The 15,765-nt window shown below is 60.6% G+C and carries 14 protein-coding genes; 11 read left to right on the plus strand and 3 right to left on the minus strand.

Annotated elements, in window-relative coordinates; all coding sequences use genetic code 11:
* The first annotated feature begins 101 nt into the window (after positions 1-101).
* The 7 genes from GSF27_RS12680 to GSF27_RS12710 all read left to right on the plus strand — a co-directional run bounded on the left by GSF27_RS12680 (position 102) and on the right by GSF27_RS12710 (position 6,598).
* On the plus strand, positions 102-332 hold the full coding sequence (locus GSF27_RS12680; protein WP_160969615.1) for a biotin/lipoyl-containing protein: 231 nt from the start codon (positions 102-104) through the stop codon (positions 330-332).
* Between the two features lie 99 nt (positions 333-431).
* On the plus strand, positions 432-1,112 hold the full coding sequence (locus tag GSF27_RS12685; protein ID WP_160969617.1) for an SDR family NAD(P)-dependent oxidoreductase: 681 nt from the start codon (positions 432-434) through the stop codon (positions 1,110-1,112).
* Positions 1,113-1,355: 243 nt separating this feature from the next.
* Positions 1,356-2,636 carry a CoA transferase gene (locus GSF27_RS12690; protein WP_160969619.1) on the plus strand — a complete coding sequence of 427 codons (1,281 nt, stop codon included), beginning with the start codon at positions 1,356-1,358 and terminating at the stop codon, positions 2,634-2,636.
* Positions 2,633-4,075, plus strand: a complete 1,443-nt coding sequence (locus GSF27_RS12695; RefSeq protein ID WP_160969621.1) for an amidohydrolase — start codon at positions 2,633-2,635, stop codon at positions 4,073-4,075. The genes GSF27_RS12690 and GSF27_RS12695 overlap by 4 nt, the downstream gene beginning before the upstream one ends.
* Before the next feature lie 5 nt (positions 4,076-4,080).
* Positions 4,081-4,965: an enoyl-CoA hydratase/isomerase family protein gene (locus tag GSF27_RS12700; protein ID WP_160969680.1), complete on the plus strand. Its 885-nt coding sequence runs from the start codon at positions 4,081-4,083 to the stop codon at positions 4,963-4,965.
* Positions 4,966-4,994: 29 nt separating this feature from the next.
* Positions 4,995-5,921 (plus strand): DUF808 domain-containing protein, encoded by a 927-nt coding sequence (locus GSF27_RS12705; RefSeq protein WP_160969623.1) that lies wholly within the window; start codon positions 4,995-4,997, stop codon positions 5,919-5,921.
* A gap of 17 nt (positions 5,922-5,938) precedes the next feature.
* On the plus strand, positions 5,939-6,598 hold the full coding sequence (locus tag GSF27_RS12710; protein ID WP_160969625.1) for a YoaK family protein: 660 nt from the start codon (positions 5,939-5,941) through the stop codon (positions 6,596-6,598).
* Positions 6,599-6,694: 96 nt separating this feature from the next.
* Here the strand turns inward: GSF27_RS12710 and GSF27_RS12715 are convergent, their stop codons facing one another.
* Positions 6,695-7,480 carry an enoyl-CoA hydratase-related protein gene (locus GSF27_RS12715; protein WP_160969627.1) on the minus strand — a complete coding sequence of 262 codons (786 nt, stop codon included), beginning with the start codon at positions 7,478-7,480 and terminating at the stop codon, positions 6,695-6,697.
* Positions 7,481-7,609: 129 nt separating this feature from the next.
* On the opposite strand from GSF27_RS12715, the gene GSF27_RS12720 reads away from it, so the two are divergent.
* The 3 genes from GSF27_RS12720 to GSF27_RS12730 are packed head-to-tail and all read left to right on the plus strand — an operon-like array spanning position 7,610 to position 9,968.
* Positions 7,610-8,476 carry a phytanoyl-CoA dioxygenase family protein gene (locus GSF27_RS12720; RefSeq protein WP_160969629.1) on the plus strand — a complete coding sequence of 289 codons (867 nt, stop codon included), beginning with the start codon at positions 7,610-7,612 and terminating at the stop codon, positions 8,474-8,476.
* Positions 8,473-8,985, plus strand: coding sequence for a MarR family winged helix-turn-helix transcriptional regulator (locus GSF27_RS12725; RefSeq protein ID WP_160969631.1), 513 nt, complete (start codon positions 8,473-8,475; stop codon positions 8,983-8,985). Before GSF27_RS12720 ends, GSF27_RS12725 begins: the two co-directional genes overlap by 4 nt.
* Positions 8,986-9,005: 20 nt before the next feature.
* The gene (locus tag GSF27_RS12730; protein WP_202410439.1) at positions 9,006-9,968 is read left to right on the plus strand and encodes an NADPH:quinone oxidoreductase family protein; all 963 of its coding nucleotides are present in this window, start codon (positions 9,006-9,008) and stop codon (positions 9,966-9,968) included.
* Positions 9,969-10,010: 42 nt separating this feature from the next.
* Here GSF27_RS12730 and GSF27_RS12735 read toward each other — a convergent pair whose 3' ends face one another.
* The gene (locus tag GSF27_RS12735; RefSeq protein ID WP_160969635.1) at positions 10,011-11,189 is read right to left on the minus strand and encodes an extracellular solute-binding protein; all 1,179 of its coding nucleotides are present in this window, start codon (positions 11,187-11,189) and stop codon (positions 10,011-10,013) included.
* Between the two features lie 431 nt (positions 11,190-11,620).
* On the opposite strand from GSF27_RS12735, the gene GSF27_RS12740 reads away from it, so the two are divergent.
* The gene (locus tag GSF27_RS12740; protein ID WP_160969637.1) at positions 11,621-13,561 is read left to right on the plus strand and encodes an acyltransferase family protein; all 1,941 of its coding nucleotides are present in this window, start codon (positions 11,621-11,623) and stop codon (positions 13,559-13,561) included.
* Positions 13,562-13,595: 34 nt separating this feature from the next.
* Here GSF27_RS12740 and GSF27_RS12745 read toward each other — a convergent pair whose 3' ends face one another.
* Positions 13,596-15,734, minus strand: a complete 2,139-nt coding sequence (locus GSF27_RS12745) for a TonB-dependent receptor (protein ID WP_160969639.1) — start codon at positions 15,732-15,734, stop codon at positions 13,596-13,598.
* Positions 15,735-15,765: the final 31 nt, after the last annotated feature.

Consider the following 15,765-nt stretch of genomic DNA (forward strand, 5'->3'; position numbering starts at 1 on the left):
GTCTCAGTGAACAGAACAACTGGCCCCTTTTGGGGCCAGTTGTTTATCGGCCCCCGCAAAACCCGGGGGTAGCGCTTTCGCAGGTATCGGAGAGCAGCAAGATGAGTATTGAGGTGCGACTGCCACCAGTGGGCTTCTCCACCCGCAAGGTCATGCTGGCGGAGTTTCTGGTTGCCGATGGTGCTACAGTGGAGAAGGGCCAGCCCCTGTACATGTTGGAGCTGGACAAGACGGTGCAGGAGATGGAAGCGCCCGCAGCCGGTACGTTGAGAATTCTCGCGAAGCCGGGCAAGGTCTACGAGGTGGGTACGCTGATCTGCGAGATCGTGTGACCTGCCAGCGCCCCCTGCAGTGGCGGGCGGGCAACGAATTAACCGGATACTGAATGGCTGGCGAGGCCGCCATTCAGCAGACAGACAAAAGGTGATGAAATGGAACTGAAGGATAAAGTAGTAGTGGTAACCGGTGGCCTGGGATCCCTGGGTCGTGCCGTAACCGAAGAGGCGGCCAAGCGCGGTGCCACCGTGGTGGCTGTGGATGTGGTTGATGGCCAGCCAGCTGCAGGTGTCGAGTCCGTTGTGACTGCTGACCTGGGTGATGCCGAAGCCACTGCCGCGGCCATGGCGGGTATCGCCGCCAAGCACGGCCGCATTGATGCGCTGGTGAACATTGCCGGTGGTTTCGTATGGGAAACCATCACCGATGGTTCCATCGACAGCTTTGACCGCATGTACCAGATGAACGTGCGCACCGCTGTGAATGCCAGCAAAGGCACCCTGGCCCACTTCCCCGAAAGCGGCGGCCGCATCGTCAGCATCAGCGCCATCGGTTCCCTCAAGGGTGAGTTCGGTAACGCCGCCTACTCCGCGTCCAAGGCCGGTGTTTCCCGCTTTACCGAGTCCCTGGCGGTCGAGCTGAAGGAGCGCAACATCACCGTGAATGCGGTTATGCCCAGCATTATTGACACCAAGCCCAACCGCGATGCCATGCCCGACGCTGACTACTCGGCCTGGGTTGCACCGGAAAAACTGGCAGAAGTGATTCTGTTCCTGGTAAGCGATCGCGCCGAAGCGGTAACCGGAGCCCTGATCCCGGTAACCGGCCGCGTCTGATCACGCGGATCACAGATAAGCCCAATGCCGTCGTCGCGAGCGCAGCGTGGCGACCCATGTTTACTGTGAGGCAGGTTGCAGCGTGCCAGGCATGAACAGCTTCGGCTCTGAAAAACACCCCTCGCAATGATGGGGCAGGGTTTATCATTAACAACGACGGCACCTGCGGGTGCCGTTTTTGTTTATGGCCGGCGCCTCTGCGCTTATCCTGTCATGCATGAATCCTGAATCCCGGAATCTGTTATGAGCCTTACTCCCGAAGCCTATGCCCTTCACCTGCTGCAGACCCTGCAGTGTGGCGGTATGGCTGTGGCCAGCGACGGGCGCCCCGCTGACAGATTGTGGGCTGAGTCGGGGGCGATGTGGTTGACCGGGCATGCCGATGCAGATCCCCGCGCTTGCCCCGCGCCCCTCGCGGCTGTTGCCCAGGGTGCCTGGCTGGCTCTCTGTGCGCTCACTGGTGGTCGCCTGAATCCTGCGGCGCTGGACGCTCATAAACTGCTGGGCGAACGTGCGGCCATTGCCGGTTACAGTCGTCAGGGACGGCAGTCTGCCGGAGCTGCCTGTCAGTTGTACGACTGTGCCGATGGCGTACTGGCACTGAACCTTGCCCGTGATGATGACCGCGACTTGCTGCCAGCCTGGCTGGAGGAGGATGTCACCGACGAGAGCCTCGCTGACCTGCTGCAACAAAGGCCGTTGTCGCTGTTACTGGAGCGCGGTCGTTTGCTTGGGCTGGCAGTAGCTGCGGTAGCAGCACCGGAGACCTGCACGGCGTGGTTCGGGGCTAAACGATATGCCGAGCCTGTCGTGCCGCGGAAGCGCGTCCCGCTGGTGATTGACCTGAGCTCGCTCTGGGCTGGCCCATTATGTGGCCAGTTGCTGGCACAGGCCGGCGCGCGGGTGATCAAGGTGGAGAGTGAGCAGCGGCCCGATGGCGCCCGGCAGGGGCCGACAGATTTTTTTGATTTGATGAACGACGGCAAAGAGTGTCTGTCGCTGCCGTTACACACTGCAGCAGGTAAAGCGCAGCTGCGCACCTTGATACTGCAGGCGGACATTGTTATCGAGGCGTCCCGTCCGCGGGCGCTGGAGCAGATGGGCATAGTGGCCGCGGAGCTGTTGCAGCAGAAGCCGGGATTGGTGTGGTTGAGCCTGTCCGGTTATGGCCGTGCGGAACCACAAAGAGACTGGATTGCTTACGGCGACGACGCCGGTGTGGCTGCCGGACTGTCGTGGCTGGTGGGCGGCGATCGCGGCGACCCGGTCTTTTGCGGCGATGCCATTGCCGACCCGTTGACTGGTTTACACGCGGCCCTGCTGGGCTGGCATGACTGGCAGCGCGGCGGTGGCCGCTTGCTGGAGCTGTCACTGCAGCAGGTGGTGAGTTTCAGTATTGCCGCCGGCAGTGCCGACATCACCGGAGCTTATGATGTTGTCCCGCCGCAGGCGCGTCCGGTGCTGGCTCGGGCGGCGGCACTGGGTGCTGACAATCCGCGTTTGCTGCAGGAGTTTTTGCCATGATGGCGCTGATCTTGCGCGGTGTGCAGCTGTGGAATGGCCGGGTGGTGGATGTGCGCCTGCGCCAGGGGCGTATTGCAGCTCTGCAGGCGTCGCTGTCGCCGGAGGCCGGGGAAGAGGTGATCGCTGCAGCGGGTAAGCTCTTGCTGCCCGGGCTCTGGGATCACCATCTGCACCTGTTGGGTACCGCCGCGGCACGCAGTTCGGTGACTTGTGGCCCGCCTTCGGTCACCAGTGAGCAGGAGTTGGAGCAAGCGTTGCGGCTGGCCGTTAATCCGGGCGGCCACTGGTTGCGCGGTGTGGGTTACCACGAGAGTGTATGTGAACACCTTGATCGACGATGGCTCGACAACGTATGCCCCTCGGTGCCCGTGCGCATCCAGCATCGCAGTGGCATGTTGTGGGTGCTGAACTCCCGGGCGCTGGAATTGTGCGGCATTACCGACACAGATGACCTGCCGGACGGTGCTGGTTGCGACAGCGATGGTCATCCTGATGGACGCTTCTACAACCTGGATCGCTGGCTGGGGGAGCGCTTGCCGCGGCAGTTGCCGGATGTACGTTCACTGTCGGCGGAGCTGGCAAGTTATGGTGTGGTGGGCGTCACCGATACCGGCGTTAACAACACTCGCGAAACGCTGAAGCTGTTGCAGCAACTGAGCGACAGTGGTGAGTTGTTACAGAAGGTCTGGATGATGGGCAGTGAAGACCTGCACGGCGTGCTCAGCGGGCACGAGCAGGTGCGCCCCGGCCCCCTGAAAATTTACTTGCGTGAAATTGACCTGCCGGATTTCGAACAGTTGGTGGCGCAAATGCAGCGCGCACACCAGCACCTGCGCGCGGTGGCCATTCATTGTGTCACCCTGGCGGAACTGCACTTTGCGCTGGCGGCGCTGGCGGAAGCGGGCAGCCTGGAAGGTGATCGGATTGAACACGCCTCGATTGCCGACGATGCGGCTATTGAGCGTATGCAGGAGCTGGGTGTGACGGTAGTCAGCCAGCCCCATTTTATTGCTGAGCGCGGCGTACAGTATCTGCAGGATGTGGCAGCCGACGAGCAGCCGTTGCTCTATCGCGCGCAGTCGTTTTATCACCAAAAGGTCGCGTTTGCCGCCGGCAGTGATGCACCCTACGGTGACGTAAATCCCTGGCAGGCGATGGCGGCCGCCGTCAGTCGCCGCAACCACGACGGCGTGGTGATGGGTGCGGAAGAGTGCCTGACCGTCGAGCAGGCATTGGCGGCCTATTGTGGTAATCCCGCTTTGCCCGGTTCCGGTATGCGCCTGCCGGCGGTGGGGCAGGCTGCCGATTTGTGTCTGCTTAACGGTGACAAAGCAGCGGTGCTGCATGATCCTGCCGCGGTGTCGGTGGCACTGACATTGTGTGCCGGCCAGGTTATTTATCGCGCCCCAAACTTTCAACAGAATGGACTGAGTGAGTAGTGTCTATGCAGACGGCCATTGTCCTTCCCCGGCAGGACCTCCAGGATCACGACTGGCTGCTGCGGCAACCCTGCCCGGTGATTGCCTGGGGCGAGGGAGATCCCCGGCACTGCAACAGCGCCGATGTACTGGTGGCCAGCGAGAAGGAAGCAGTCGCCCTGGTGGAGCGAATAAACAGCGCGCCGCAAACCGCGATGACCCTGGTGCAGGTGTTGCGGGCGACTGAATCCCTGCCGCCGGAGCTGGGGTTGAATGTGGAATCGCTGGCCTATTCCACACTGCAGTCCGGTCCGGAATTCAATCACTGGCGTGAAAGTTTTGTGGCAGATCCGTGGCCGCAGGAAGAGGGGCCGGTGGTGCAGATGGTGCGCGAAGAGGAGCGGCTGTTGTTGACCCTCAATCGTCCGCAGTTGCGCAACTCCATCACCATCGAAATGCGTGACGCCCTGGTGGAGGCGCTGGAGCTGGCGCAACTGGATGACAGCATCAGCCAGGTGGAACTGCGGGCAGCGGGTGCCTGTTTCAGTGTCGGCGGTGAGCTGCGGGAGTTCGGCAGTTTTCCCGATCAGGCCACGGCCCATTGGGTGCGGTCGGTGCACAGCCCGGCTCGCATGCTGTCACGGGTGTCGGATAAACTGACCTGCTATGTGCACGGCGCCTGTCTGGGTTCGGGCATGGAGTTGCCCGCTTTTGCTTCCACGGTAGTAGCGCATCCGAAAACGTTTTTTCAGCTGCCGGAGTTGCAGCTGGGACTGATTCCCGGCGCCGGTGGTACCGTCAGTCTCACCCGTCGTATCGGTCGCCAGCGCACCGCGTGGCTGGTACTCAGCGGTCGCCGCATTAATGCCAGAACCGCTTTGGAGTGGGGCCTGGTGGATGCGATTGAATAAACCCTTCCGATAAATCACAAGGAACTGTTATGGCTGCTGCGGGATTACTGGCGCTGCTGGATGATATTGCGACGTTACTGGACGACGTCGCCCTGCTCAGCAAGGTGGCGGCGAAGAAAACCGCCGGCGTACTGGGTGACGACCTGGCTCTCAACGCGGAGCAGGTCTCCGGTGTGCGCGCCGAGCGCGAGTTGCCGGTGGTGTGGGCGGTGTTCAAGGGCTCAGCCATTAACAAGGTGGTGCTGGTGCCGGTGGCGCTGTTGCTGAGTGCCTTCCTGCCGCAGGTGATTACCCCGCTGCTGATGATTGGTGGTGCCTTTCTCTGTTACGAAGGTTTTGAAAAGGTTGCGCACAAATTCCTGCACGCCTCCGACAGTAAATCAGAGGCGGACCAGTTGCAGTCGGCCATTCATAATCCGGACATTAACCTCGCGGAATTTGAAAAGGCCAAGATCAAAGGTGCTATCCGCACGGATTTTATTTTGTCTGCTGAAATTGTGGTGATCGCGTTGGGTGCGGTGCAGTCCGCCGATATGGTCACCCAGGCTACGACCCTGGCGATTGTCGCAGCGCTGATTACCATCGGCGTATACGGTGTGGTGGCAGGGATCGTCAAGCTGGATGACGCCGGTCTCTATCTGATGCGCTTGCCTGGTGATACTGTGGTGGCTCGCGGCAAGCGCCTGTTTGGTCGCTTCCTGTTGCGCTCCTGCCCGTGGCTGATGAAGGCACTCTCCATTCTCGGCACGGTGGCCATGTTCCTGGTCGGTGGTGGCATTCTGCTGCACGGTGCGCCGGTTGTGCATGAATTTCTGCATCATGGATTGGCCGCGTTGCTGCCACACAGCGCGATACTGGAATCGCTGATGGGGCCACTGCTGGGTGCTGTCGCGGGCCTGGTCGCGGGTGCGGTATTGGTGTCTGTGATGACGCTGGTGGGCAAGCTCAGGCGATAGCGCCGGGGGACGCAAGATTGATCAGAACATTACCGGGATGGGTGGAGTACGGAGCGTTCCTGCTGGCGCTGGTGGCGGGCTGTATCAACGCCATTGGCCTGCTGGGTTTCGAGCATCAATCCGTATCCCATCTCTCCGGGACTGCCACCCTGGTGGGTGCAGGGCTATTGGGTAATCCTCTGCTCACTACGCTGCATCTGCTCGGGGTGCTGTTGTCCTTTTTTGTTGGTGCGATGCTGGCGGGCTTTCTGTTGCACGGTGCTTCTCTCAAGCTCGGGCGGCATTACGACACGGCACTGTTGCTGGAGGCAATACTGATCCTTGGGGCATCGGTGTTGCTGTCGCAGGGGTCGGTCTATGGCCACTTTGCGGCGTCCGCCGCCTGCGGGCTGCAGAATGCACTGGCGACTACTTACAGTGGTGCCATTATCCGTACCACCCACGTTACAGGTATCTTTACCGACCTGGGGATCATGATTGGCTCCCTGTTGCGGGGCGAAGCTTTCGACCGGCGCAAACTGCAACTCTTTCTGTTGATCATCAGCGGTTTTATTGCCGGTGGTACGGTCGGTGCCTTGCTGTTTGCGCAGTGGCAGTTTGATGCTCTCTATGCGCCGGCGGTTACCTGCCTGTTGCTGGCGGCGGCTTACCATCTCTACAGCAAGACTCATCGCTGATGCGTTGTGGCCTGTGGCTGTGTGAGCGAGGCTAATGTGATTGGGGACAATGTGAATGCGGATAGTGTGATCGCAGCTCATGTGATCGCAGGTAATTCACTTGCCGGAAAATTCCGCTTTCCGTTTTTCCATCAGGCTCATGGCGCCTTCGCGGGCATCGTTGGTGGTAAATGTTTTTAATTGCACCTGCTCCTCCCGGTCAAGGTGTTGCTCCAGGCTGCTATCCCAGCCTTCCCAGGTCAGTTGACGGATGGTCCCAAGGGCCACGGTGGGGCCTGCGGCAATCTCCTGCGCCAGCGCCATGGTCTCTGCCATAAAACTATCGTCGTCGAACACCCGATTGATCAGCCCCCACTCCAGCGCCTGCGTGGCGGAGAGGCGGTTGCCCATCAGCAACAGCTCCTTGGCCCGTGCCCAACCGATGTATTTGGGCAGTGTCCAGCTCAGGCCGCCATCGGTTGATACACCGACGTTGCGGAACGCAGCCAAAAAATACGCAGACTTCGCGGCGACAATCAGGTCGCCGGTGAGGGCGTAGGAGAACCCCAGGCCGGCGGCGGGACCATTGATCGCAGTGATGATGGGGTAGGGCAGGTTTTTCAGCAGTTTTATCACGTGATGGTGGTGGGTACTGAGGCTGACCGGGTCACTCTCGGTCGCCTGTGAGTTGCCTCCCATCATGCCGAGGTTGCCGCCGGAACAGAAGGCGCGCCCGGCGCCGGTAATCACCAGGCAGCGAAAGTTCTTTTGCGGGTCGCTGGCAAAGCGCACCGCGTCGCGCATCTCCCGGGCCATGGCAGGGCCCATGGCATTGAGGCTGGCGGGGTCGTTGAGGGTCAGCTTGAGCACGCTGCCCGCCGTTTCTAATTGCACTGTTTCCATACCCGCTCCGCACTTGGGGTTCGAGGGCGGGACCGTTGCCGCCGCCAGTCTGAATTGACACAAATATTTCATGATGACACCATGGTGTCAAATTGAAATAGAGAGAATAACCGGGTAGGGGAGTGGCAGATGAGTAGCCGTGTAGAACTGACAGAGGCACAAATTGACCAGTACCAGCGTGATGGGGCGATATTGCTGAAGGGCATTCTTACCCCGGAGGAGCGGCAGCTGCTGGAGCAGGGGGTGGAGGAGTCCTACACCAACCCGGGCAAGCGGGCCACCCGTGCCAGCGACCAGTCCGGTGAGGGCGAGACATTCCTGGAGACCTTCCCGGCACTGCGCAGCCCCTCCCTGCAGCAGTTGCTGGATGTCGGTCGCATACCGGAAATCGCGGCGCGTATGATGAGAGCGCCGTCGGCGCAGCTGATCCTGGACCAGATTTTCTACAAGCAGAAAGGCCGCATTATTCCCACCCCCTGGCATCAGGACACCCCCTATCTGAAGGTGCGTGGTGACGACATGGTGCGGGTGTGGGTGACAGCGGATTACTCCCCCAAAGAGCTGACCCTGAAGATTGTACGTGGCTCCCACCGCTGGAATGTGATTTACGATCCGCGCCTCGGGGGTGGCCAGAACGAGGCCCTGAAAAAAAGCAACGAAGGCAAGATGCTGAGTCTGAGCAATCGCACGGCCGACGCGCCGGTGGTGCCGGACATCGACCGTTACGCCGACAGTTTCGATATCCTCAGCTGGGATGTGGAGCCCGGCGATGCGCTGGTGTTTAACGGCAATATGCTGCACAGCGCCGGCGGCGCCGACAATCACCCCACCCGGCGCCGGGCTTACACCAGCATGTGGGGTGGCCCGCAGCTGCAGTACGTGATCCCGCCCGACAATGCCATCCCGACACTGGCGGATGTCAATGGCTTCAAGGTGCCCAGTGGCTCCATGATCGGTGATTACCCGCAGGCCTTCCCCATCGGGTGGCAGGCATGACCCGGGCCGCGGCCAGCGACAGGCAAGCCCGCAGCCTGAAATCCCATCCCCTGGTGCAGCTGGTGGATGAAGTGGCCCGCCTGCAGGGGCGCCTGCAAAGTGTCTTTGCCGAAGTGCAGCAGGGTTCCGGGCTGAAAACCATGGAAGACCTGGTGCTCAATGCCATTGTTGAGGCGGATCATCCACCTACCGTGCCACAGATTGGCCGCAGCCTGGGGCATCCCCGCCAGGTCATACAGCGCGCCGTCAATAGCCTGCTGGAGGAGGGTTATCTGGAAAAGCAGCCCAACCCGGATCACAAGCGTGCGCCGATTTTCACCTTGACCGGCAAGGGGCAGACGCTCAAGCAGCGATCCGATGTGCAGGCGCTGGAGATCGCCGATGCGTTTCTCGAACGCATTGCCGGCCCGCGCTGTGAAGAGCTGGCCCTGGGCCTGAAAGAGGTGCGACGGGCTATGGAAGCGTTTGCCCGCGAGCGTCCATCCAGCACCAATGGAAGAAGGGGTTAGGAGCCATGCCAAGAGCGGTAATGGCGGACCAACTGGGTCCGCTGGAAAACTATACCCTGCGTGATTACCACCCGGGTGACCCGGCTCCCGGGCAGGTGCGAATTGCGGTGCGTGCCGTGGGTGTCAGCTTTGTGGATGTGCTCAATGCTACCGGCCAGTACCAGGGCAAGGCCCCGGTACCTTTCATTCCCGGCAGTGAATTTTCCGGTGTTATTGATGCTGTGGGCGAAGGTGTGTCGCAGTGGTCTGTCGGCCAGCCGGTGATCGCCAGTTCCTGGGGGGGTGCCTTTGCCGATCTGGCAAACGTGGATAGCAGAAGCGTCAGTCCCATGCCCGAGGGTATGAGCTTTGAGTGCGCGGCAGTGTTCAAGGTGAGTGCGCTGACGGCCTGGCATGGCCTGGTGGATCGGGGCCAGTTGCAGGTGGGAGAAGCCCTGTTGGTGTTGGGCGCCGGCGGCGCCACCGGCTATGCCGCCGTGCAGATCGGTCGCCACCTTGGTGCGCGGGTAATCGCGTCGGCGTCGACGGAGGCCAAGCGGCAGATGGCGCTGGCAGGTGGTGCGGATGTGGCGGTGGATGCGCGGGGCGACGATTGGCGCGAGGCAGTAAAAGCTGCCAATGGCGGCAAGCCGGTGGATGTGGTGTTTGATCCGGTGGGTGGCGACACTACCGGGCTGGCCTTCCGCTGCCTGGGTTACGGCGGTCGCCATCTGGTGGTGGGCTTTCCGGGCGGGATCAGCGCCTTACCCACCAACCTGCCGTTACTGAAAAGTGCCGCCCTGGTGGGGGTCAACCTGCAGCAGCAAAGCCTGAATGATCCAGCCAGGGCGGCAGCCAACAGTCGTAAGGTGTTTGAGCTTGCGGAGCAGGGGTTGTTGACGCCGGTGGTGGCGGAGACCTACGCGCTGGAGCAGTTTGCCGATGCCATGACCAGTGTGGCCGGGGGCAAGGGTGCAGGCAGGATCGTGCTGAAGCTGGCGTGACCCCACCCGCAGGCGCAGTACCCGGGGTGGGTAGGGGCATCATCAGCTGGATGGCTGGGCGCCCTGGTCGGCTACCGCGGCATTACCGGTCTCCTTGCTGAGCGGCTGGCTGATCTCCATCACCTCGTTCCAGCCATCTTCAATAACGCGCCGGACTTTCGCCTTGCGGAGGTTGCCGGTGTAGAGCTTGGAGAGCACCTGTGGCGTCGGATAGATGGATTTATCCGAAGTGATCTCCTTGTCGATCAGGGGGATGGAGTCCAGTACCGGGTTGGGGTACCAGATGTAGTTGGTGTTGGCTGCGGCGACGTCGGGACGCAGCAGAAAATCGATAAACTCATGGGCCTCGTCTACGTTGCGGGCCAGCTCCGGGATAGCCAGCATATCCACCCACATTTGCGCCCCTTCACGGGGGATGGCGTAGGCCAGCTCAACACCCTCGGCGGCTTCGGCCATGGCCTGGTAGATGTCACCGCTGTAGCCGATCACCACACACAGGTCACCCTGGGCGAGGCGCTCGTTGTAGTCGCTGGCGTTAATGGAAATGTACGGGGCTATCTTTTTCAGCAGCTTTTCACTGGCGTCCTGATAGTCCTGTGTCCGGGGGGAGTTGGGGTTGCGGCCGAGATAGTTGACGGCGGCAGCGAACACCTCGTAAGGGGCGTCAATCACCGACACGCCGCAGGCGGAAAGCTTGGCGACATTGGCGGGATTGAAGACCAGGCTCCAGGAGTCAGTGGGGGCATCGGCACCGAGGACTTCCCTGACCTTGTTGATGTTATAGCCAATACCGGTGGTGCCCCACATATAGGGAATCCCGTGGGCATTCTGTATATCCAGCTCTGAAACCTGTTTCATCAGTTTTGGGTCAAGCTTGGGGTAGTTTTTCAGCCTCGCAGTATCCAGCCGCTGGAAATAGCCTTTCTTCAGCTGCTTGCCCATAAAGTCGATGCTGGGTACCACCAGGTCATAGCCCTGTCCGCCCTTGAGGATAATCTGCTCGACTTCCAGGTTGCTGTCGTAGGTGTCGTAAACCACCTTGATGCCGGTCTCTGCCTCGAAGCGCACCAGCAGTTCTGCATCGATATAGTCACTCCAGTTGTAGATTCTCAGCTCCCGCTGCTCCGTTGCCGAGGAGGATCCGCTGCAGAGCAGGCAGCTGATGGCCAGCAGGGCGGAGGGCCAGTAGGTGGGGATTCGTGCAGCGAAATTCTTGAACATCTTGGTGCGCCTAAAACAGTTATATGGACTGTGTTGTTTTATGCAAAATATGTGCGAGGAGGTGGGTTCTCAGAGAAACCGGCACGGAAACGGGACAAAATGCTTGCAGACAGGAGTAGGCAGAGGATATTTCTGCTGATGTGACCGGCTTTGCAGGCAAGGGTGGGAGTCGTGGTCGTGCAGGGTGCCGGCTCGGTAAAGTATTTGCCCCCTATTGGGGCGTGGGCAGTACCCGTCTTTCATGAGGGTTTGCCTGCCAGTGGCCGGAGGGCTATTCTTTTATCCCCTCAATGCCCCGGGTCGGACGGGGAACGTCGGCAAGGCATTGGGGCAAGGATTAACAGACAGACTAAGGAGTGTCTGCAGGTGGTTATCAAGGAAAACTCCAGCAGGGAAAAAGCCGGCATGGCGTTGTACGGGAGTCGGACAGCGTGAAGCATCGTCAGGATATTGATGGTTTACGGGCGCTGGCGATTCTGCCGGTTATGGCCTTCCACGCCGGTTTTCCCTGGATCAGTGGTGGCTACCTCGGTGTGGATGTCTTTTTTGTCATCAGCGGCTTCCTCATCACCCGTATCATCCTGGAAGAAGTGGAAGCGAAGCGCTTTTCCGTGGTGAAGTTCTACGAGCGGCGGGCGCGCCGCATACTGCCGGCGCTGGCTATTGTGGTGCTGGTTACGTCACTATTGCTGCCCCTGTTTGCCGGCCTCTCGCCCGGCATCCTGCAGGACTACGGGGCGAGCCTGCTCAGCGTTACCTTCTTCGTCTCCAACATCTACTTTTTCACCCACTCCGGTTATTTCGGCAACGTCTCCGAGTTGTCACCGCTGTTGCACACCTGGAGCCTGGCGGTCGAGGAGCAGTTCTACCTGATTTTCCCCTGGGTGGCGCTGCTGGCGATGCGCTTTGGCCGGCGGGTGTTTTTTGCCGTATTGCTGGTGGGTACAGCAGTCAGCCTGATGATCGCCGAGTGGGGCTGGCGAAATTCGCCCATTGGCAACTTCTACCTGATTCCGCCGCGGGCCTGGGAGCCATTGCTCGGCGCCGTGGCGGCCTTTCTGGTGATGAGCAACAGCCGGCTTGTGCAGATCGGCCCGCGTGCACAGTCGCTGCTGGCGGGGCTTGGGCTGGTTGTGGTGGTGGTGAGTTATTTCACCTTCCAGCCCACCACCCCGCACCCCAGCCTGCTGACGGTGGTGCCGGTGACGGGCGCGGTACTGGTGGTGCTGTTTGGCGGTCAGGCGGGCTGGGCCTGTCGCCTGTTGTCCTCCCGGCCACTGGTGCACATCGGTCTTATCAGCTACAGCCTCTACCTCTGGCACCAGCCGGTGTTTGCCCTGCCCAAGCTGGCCTGGGGCAGCCACTTGCCCCTCTCTGCCACGCTGGCGATGCTGCTGGTGACCTACCTGTTGTCACTCTGGTCTTTCCGCTACGTGGAATCACCGTTCCGCGATCGCCAGCGCTTTTCCCGCCGTGCCGTGTTCGGCTATTCCGCCGCTACCATGGCCTCCATGACGGTGGTGGCACTGGTGGCCATGGTTAACCTGGAGTTGCAGCGCCCCTTCTTCCCGCAGGATATGCAACGCTATGAAACCCTGCTGGAGGCGGAAAATTCGCACCAGCACCAGCCCATTTACCAGCAAGGGTGCAAATTCTGGAACTACGAGTTGTCAGCGCAGTTTCGCCAGCGTTTCAGCGAGTGTGAGGCAGAATACGGCAAGGCGCTGGTGGTGCTGGGAGGCAGTCACGGTATTGATCTCTATAACGCGGTTGCCCCGGATTCCCGCAACCCCTTTGTGGTGGGTTTGTCCCGCGGCTACTGCCGGGCGCACGAGCCGTTACAGGCGGAGCAGTTCCCGGCCAAATGTTTCTATGACGATTTCCTGGTCTTCGCTAAGGAGCACCGCGAGTCTATTGGGCGGGTACTCTATACCCAGACCCCGGACCGCCTGTTCCGTCGCCAGATGTGGCTGGCGCAGGAGAGCGACCTCTCTCTCAGGCATGTGGATCAGGTGGTGGATTATCTGGCGCGACTGCACCGTGAGGCGCAGGTGCCAGTGACCATGATCGGCATGCTGCCACCGATGACGGTGTCGCCGATCCATCTCAACTTCCGCGCTGACCTCGAGAGCCAGCTGGCCCAAAGCATCGACCCGCAGACGTTAAAGATGACCGCCTATCTGGATCACACCTTCAGCGAACGGTTAGCGCCACACGATATCGATTACCTGCCCAAGTTGCAGGGCTTCGAGCTGCGTTATCCGCAGGACCTGATGAGTAATGGCAGTCTGACCTACTCCGACAGCCGCCACCTCAGCAGCGAGGGCGAGCGCCTGTTTGGCGGGCGGCTGGTGAAGTTCCTGTTTCCCTGAGGCTCCCCCGCTGCTCAGCGGGGGAGGCAAAGGATCAGAAGTCGAGAGCGACGCCGATACCGATCTGGCGGCCCTGGGTGGCAACGCTGGAATCCCCCCGTACATTCGGTACGCGATAGACGCTGTTGTCCGAGTCGGTGAGGTTGGTGCCCCACAGGGAGTAGGTCAGGCGCCCGGAGGGATCGGTCCAGGAGATCCGAGCGGCCACAGTCTCGTAGGATGGTTCCTTGGTGTAGTCACCCACCTGCCAATAAAAGCCTGGGCTGAAAAAGGCGCTGACGTTACTCGACAGTTCGCCATCAAACAGCGGCATGACGTGGGTGAAGCCGAGGTTGGCTGTCCACTCTGGTGTGCGGGGAATACGGCTGCCGGAGGCGTCGTAAGGCGCGACCACCTGTGCCACTACCGGTCCGGTCGCGCCGGATATGGGCTGGGTCACCTGCGCATTTTCAAACTCCTTGAACTCGGCCGTCTCGGCCCAGTTAACGCCGAAGTTGAACGAAAGGGAGTCGGTAATCGGGCCGTCGGCGGTAAGTTCCAGGCCGCGCATTTCGGCTGACGCGGCGTTGGTAAGGGAGAGCACCACCACATTGTTGACGGTGGCAAAGGACGATACCTGGATATCGTCGTATTCATAGGCGTAGGCCGCCGCGGTCAAGGTAATGCCCCGAACCCGGGTCTTGGCACCGATCTCCAGCGCGTCCACCTCTTCCGGATCCACCGGAATGCCGAGACTGCTGTAAGCGTCGTAAACACCACTCTTGAAGCCGTTGCTCAATGACAGATAGACGTTGCTGTCGTCGCTGAGGTCGTAGCGCACCACGCCGCGGTAAGTTGGGCTGGTCCAGGTCTCTTTGTCTTTCAGGTTAACGGAGTTATTGAGCAGTGTGCGGTAGCGGAACTCCTTGGTCTCCGAGGTATAACGGGCGCCGAGGGTGAAGTGCAGTTTGTCCGTAGTGTCCCAGGTGACCTCACCAAAGCCGGCGTAGGAGCTGGTGTCCACCTGACTGGTAAAGCTGGAGACTTTGGTGCCATCCGGCGCGTCGCCGGAGAACACGGTCCAGTGGGGGTTGCCTGCTTCGGAATCGTAGTAATAGAGGCCAGCCAGCCAATTGATGGAGCCAGTGGCGCCGGAGAAGTTGAACTCCTGGCTGAGGTTCTCCTGGTATTGGGTCAGGTTGAGGGCAAAGCCCGGGGCGCTGGAGCGATCCACATCTGCCTGGTACTCCAGGTCCATATCCCGGTAAGCCGTAATGGAGCGGACGGTGACAGCGTCGCTGTTCCAGGTGGCGTCAAGGCTGACACTCTTGCCCTCAAGATCCTGTTTGGGTTGGGTCGATCCCGCGTATTTGAATGGCTGGCTGGGAATGGCTCCAGGGATGGGGTCGGAGCCCTTGGGAGGCCAGACGGTGGCGATGGTGTCGTTCTTCGCCTTCATGGTATCGGCGGCCAGCGTCATCTCCAGGTTGTCCGTCGCCTGAAACAGCAACTTGCCGCGAATCAGGTGATTGTCAGGATCGCCATATTCTCTGCCCTCGTTGGGGCCAATACCATCAATGTAACCGTCGCTGCTGCGATAGGTCCCGCTCAGGGAGGCGGCTACTTTTTCGCTCAGGGGGCCGGTGACAAACAGGCTGGTTTTCCACTCGTTGTAATCAAAACCGTAATCCACGCTGGCGTTGGCCTGGGGCTCGAAAGCCGGTTTGCGGGTAACAATGCGAATCGCACCGCCGGTCGCGTTGCGTCCAAACAGGGTTCCCTGTGGGCCCTTGAGAACTTCCACCCTTTCAATATCGGCGAGGTCAAACAGTCCGGCCATCGGCGCGCCGAGGTAGACATCATCGAGATAGATAGAGACGTTGCTCTCGTCGCCGGGGGAGGTGCCCTGTGACGAGACGCCGCGAATCACCGGCACAAAACCGAGGCCGTTGTTGACGGTGGTCAGGCCCGGAACGATTTGTTGCAGGTCGCCGGTGGAGCCGATACCGGCATCGGACAGCTCGGCAGCGGTTACAGCGGTGATGGACATGGGTACATCCAGTAGGCGCTCGGTGCGCTTCTGGGCGGTAACCAGAACTTCTTCGATAACCGGTGTACTGGTGGGTTGGGCCAGGACGTTGCTGCTGGCAAGAATGGCAATGGTGGTGGCTAACACGGATTTGGTGGTTTTCATATCAATCCCTGAACTCTGTTTTTGTTATGTA

This window comes from Pseudomaricurvus sp. HS19 (assembly GCF_009857815.1).
Lineage (GTDB): Bacteria > Pseudomonadota > Gammaproteobacteria > Pseudomonadales > Cellvibrionaceae > Pseudomaricurvus.

Coding starts and splice junctions, on each gene's coding strand:
- GSF27_RS12680 (WP_160969615.1), top strand. CDS start 102: ATGAGTATTGAGGTGCGACTGCCACCAGTGGGCTTCTCCACCCGCAAG.
- GSF27_RS12685 (WP_160969617.1), top strand. CDS start 432: ATGGAACTGAAGGATAAAGTAGTAGTGGTAACCGGTGGCCTGGGATCC.
- GSF27_RS12690 (WP_160969619.1), top strand. CDS start 1,356: ATGAGCCTTACTCCCGAAGCCTATGCCCTTCACCTGCTGCAGACCCTG.
- GSF27_RS12695 (WP_160969621.1), top strand. CDS start 2,633: ATGATGGCGCTGATCTTGCGCGGTGTGCAGCTGTGGAATGGCCGGGTG.
- GSF27_RS12700 (WP_160969680.1), top strand. CDS start 4,081: ATGCAGACGGCCATTGTCCTTCCCCGGCAGGACCTCCAGGATCACGAC.
- GSF27_RS12705 (WP_160969623.1), top strand. CDS start 4,995: ATGGCTGCTGCGGGATTACTGGCGCTGCTGGATGATATTGCGACGTTA.
- GSF27_RS12715 (WP_160969627.1), bottom strand. CDS start 7,480: ATGGAAACAGTGCAATTAGAAACGGCGGGCAGCGTGCTCAAGCTGACC.
- GSF27_RS12720 (WP_160969629.1), top strand. CDS start 7,610: ATGAGTAGCCGTGTAGAACTGACAGAGGCACAAATTGACCAGTACCAG.
- GSF27_RS12725 (WP_160969631.1), top strand. CDS start 8,473: ATGACCCGGGCCGCGGCCAGCGACAGGCAAGCCCGCAGCCTGAAATCC.
- GSF27_RS12730 (WP_202410439.1), top strand. CDS start 9,006: ATGGCGGACCAACTGGGTCCGCTGGAAAACTATACCCTGCGTGATTAC.
- GSF27_RS12735 (WP_160969635.1), bottom strand. CDS start 11,189: ATGTTCAAGAATTTCGCTGCACGAATCCCCACCTACTGGCCCTCCGCC.
- GSF27_RS12745 (WP_160969639.1), bottom strand. CDS start 15,734: ATGAAAACCACCAAATCCGTGTTAGCCACCACCATTGCCATTCTTGCC.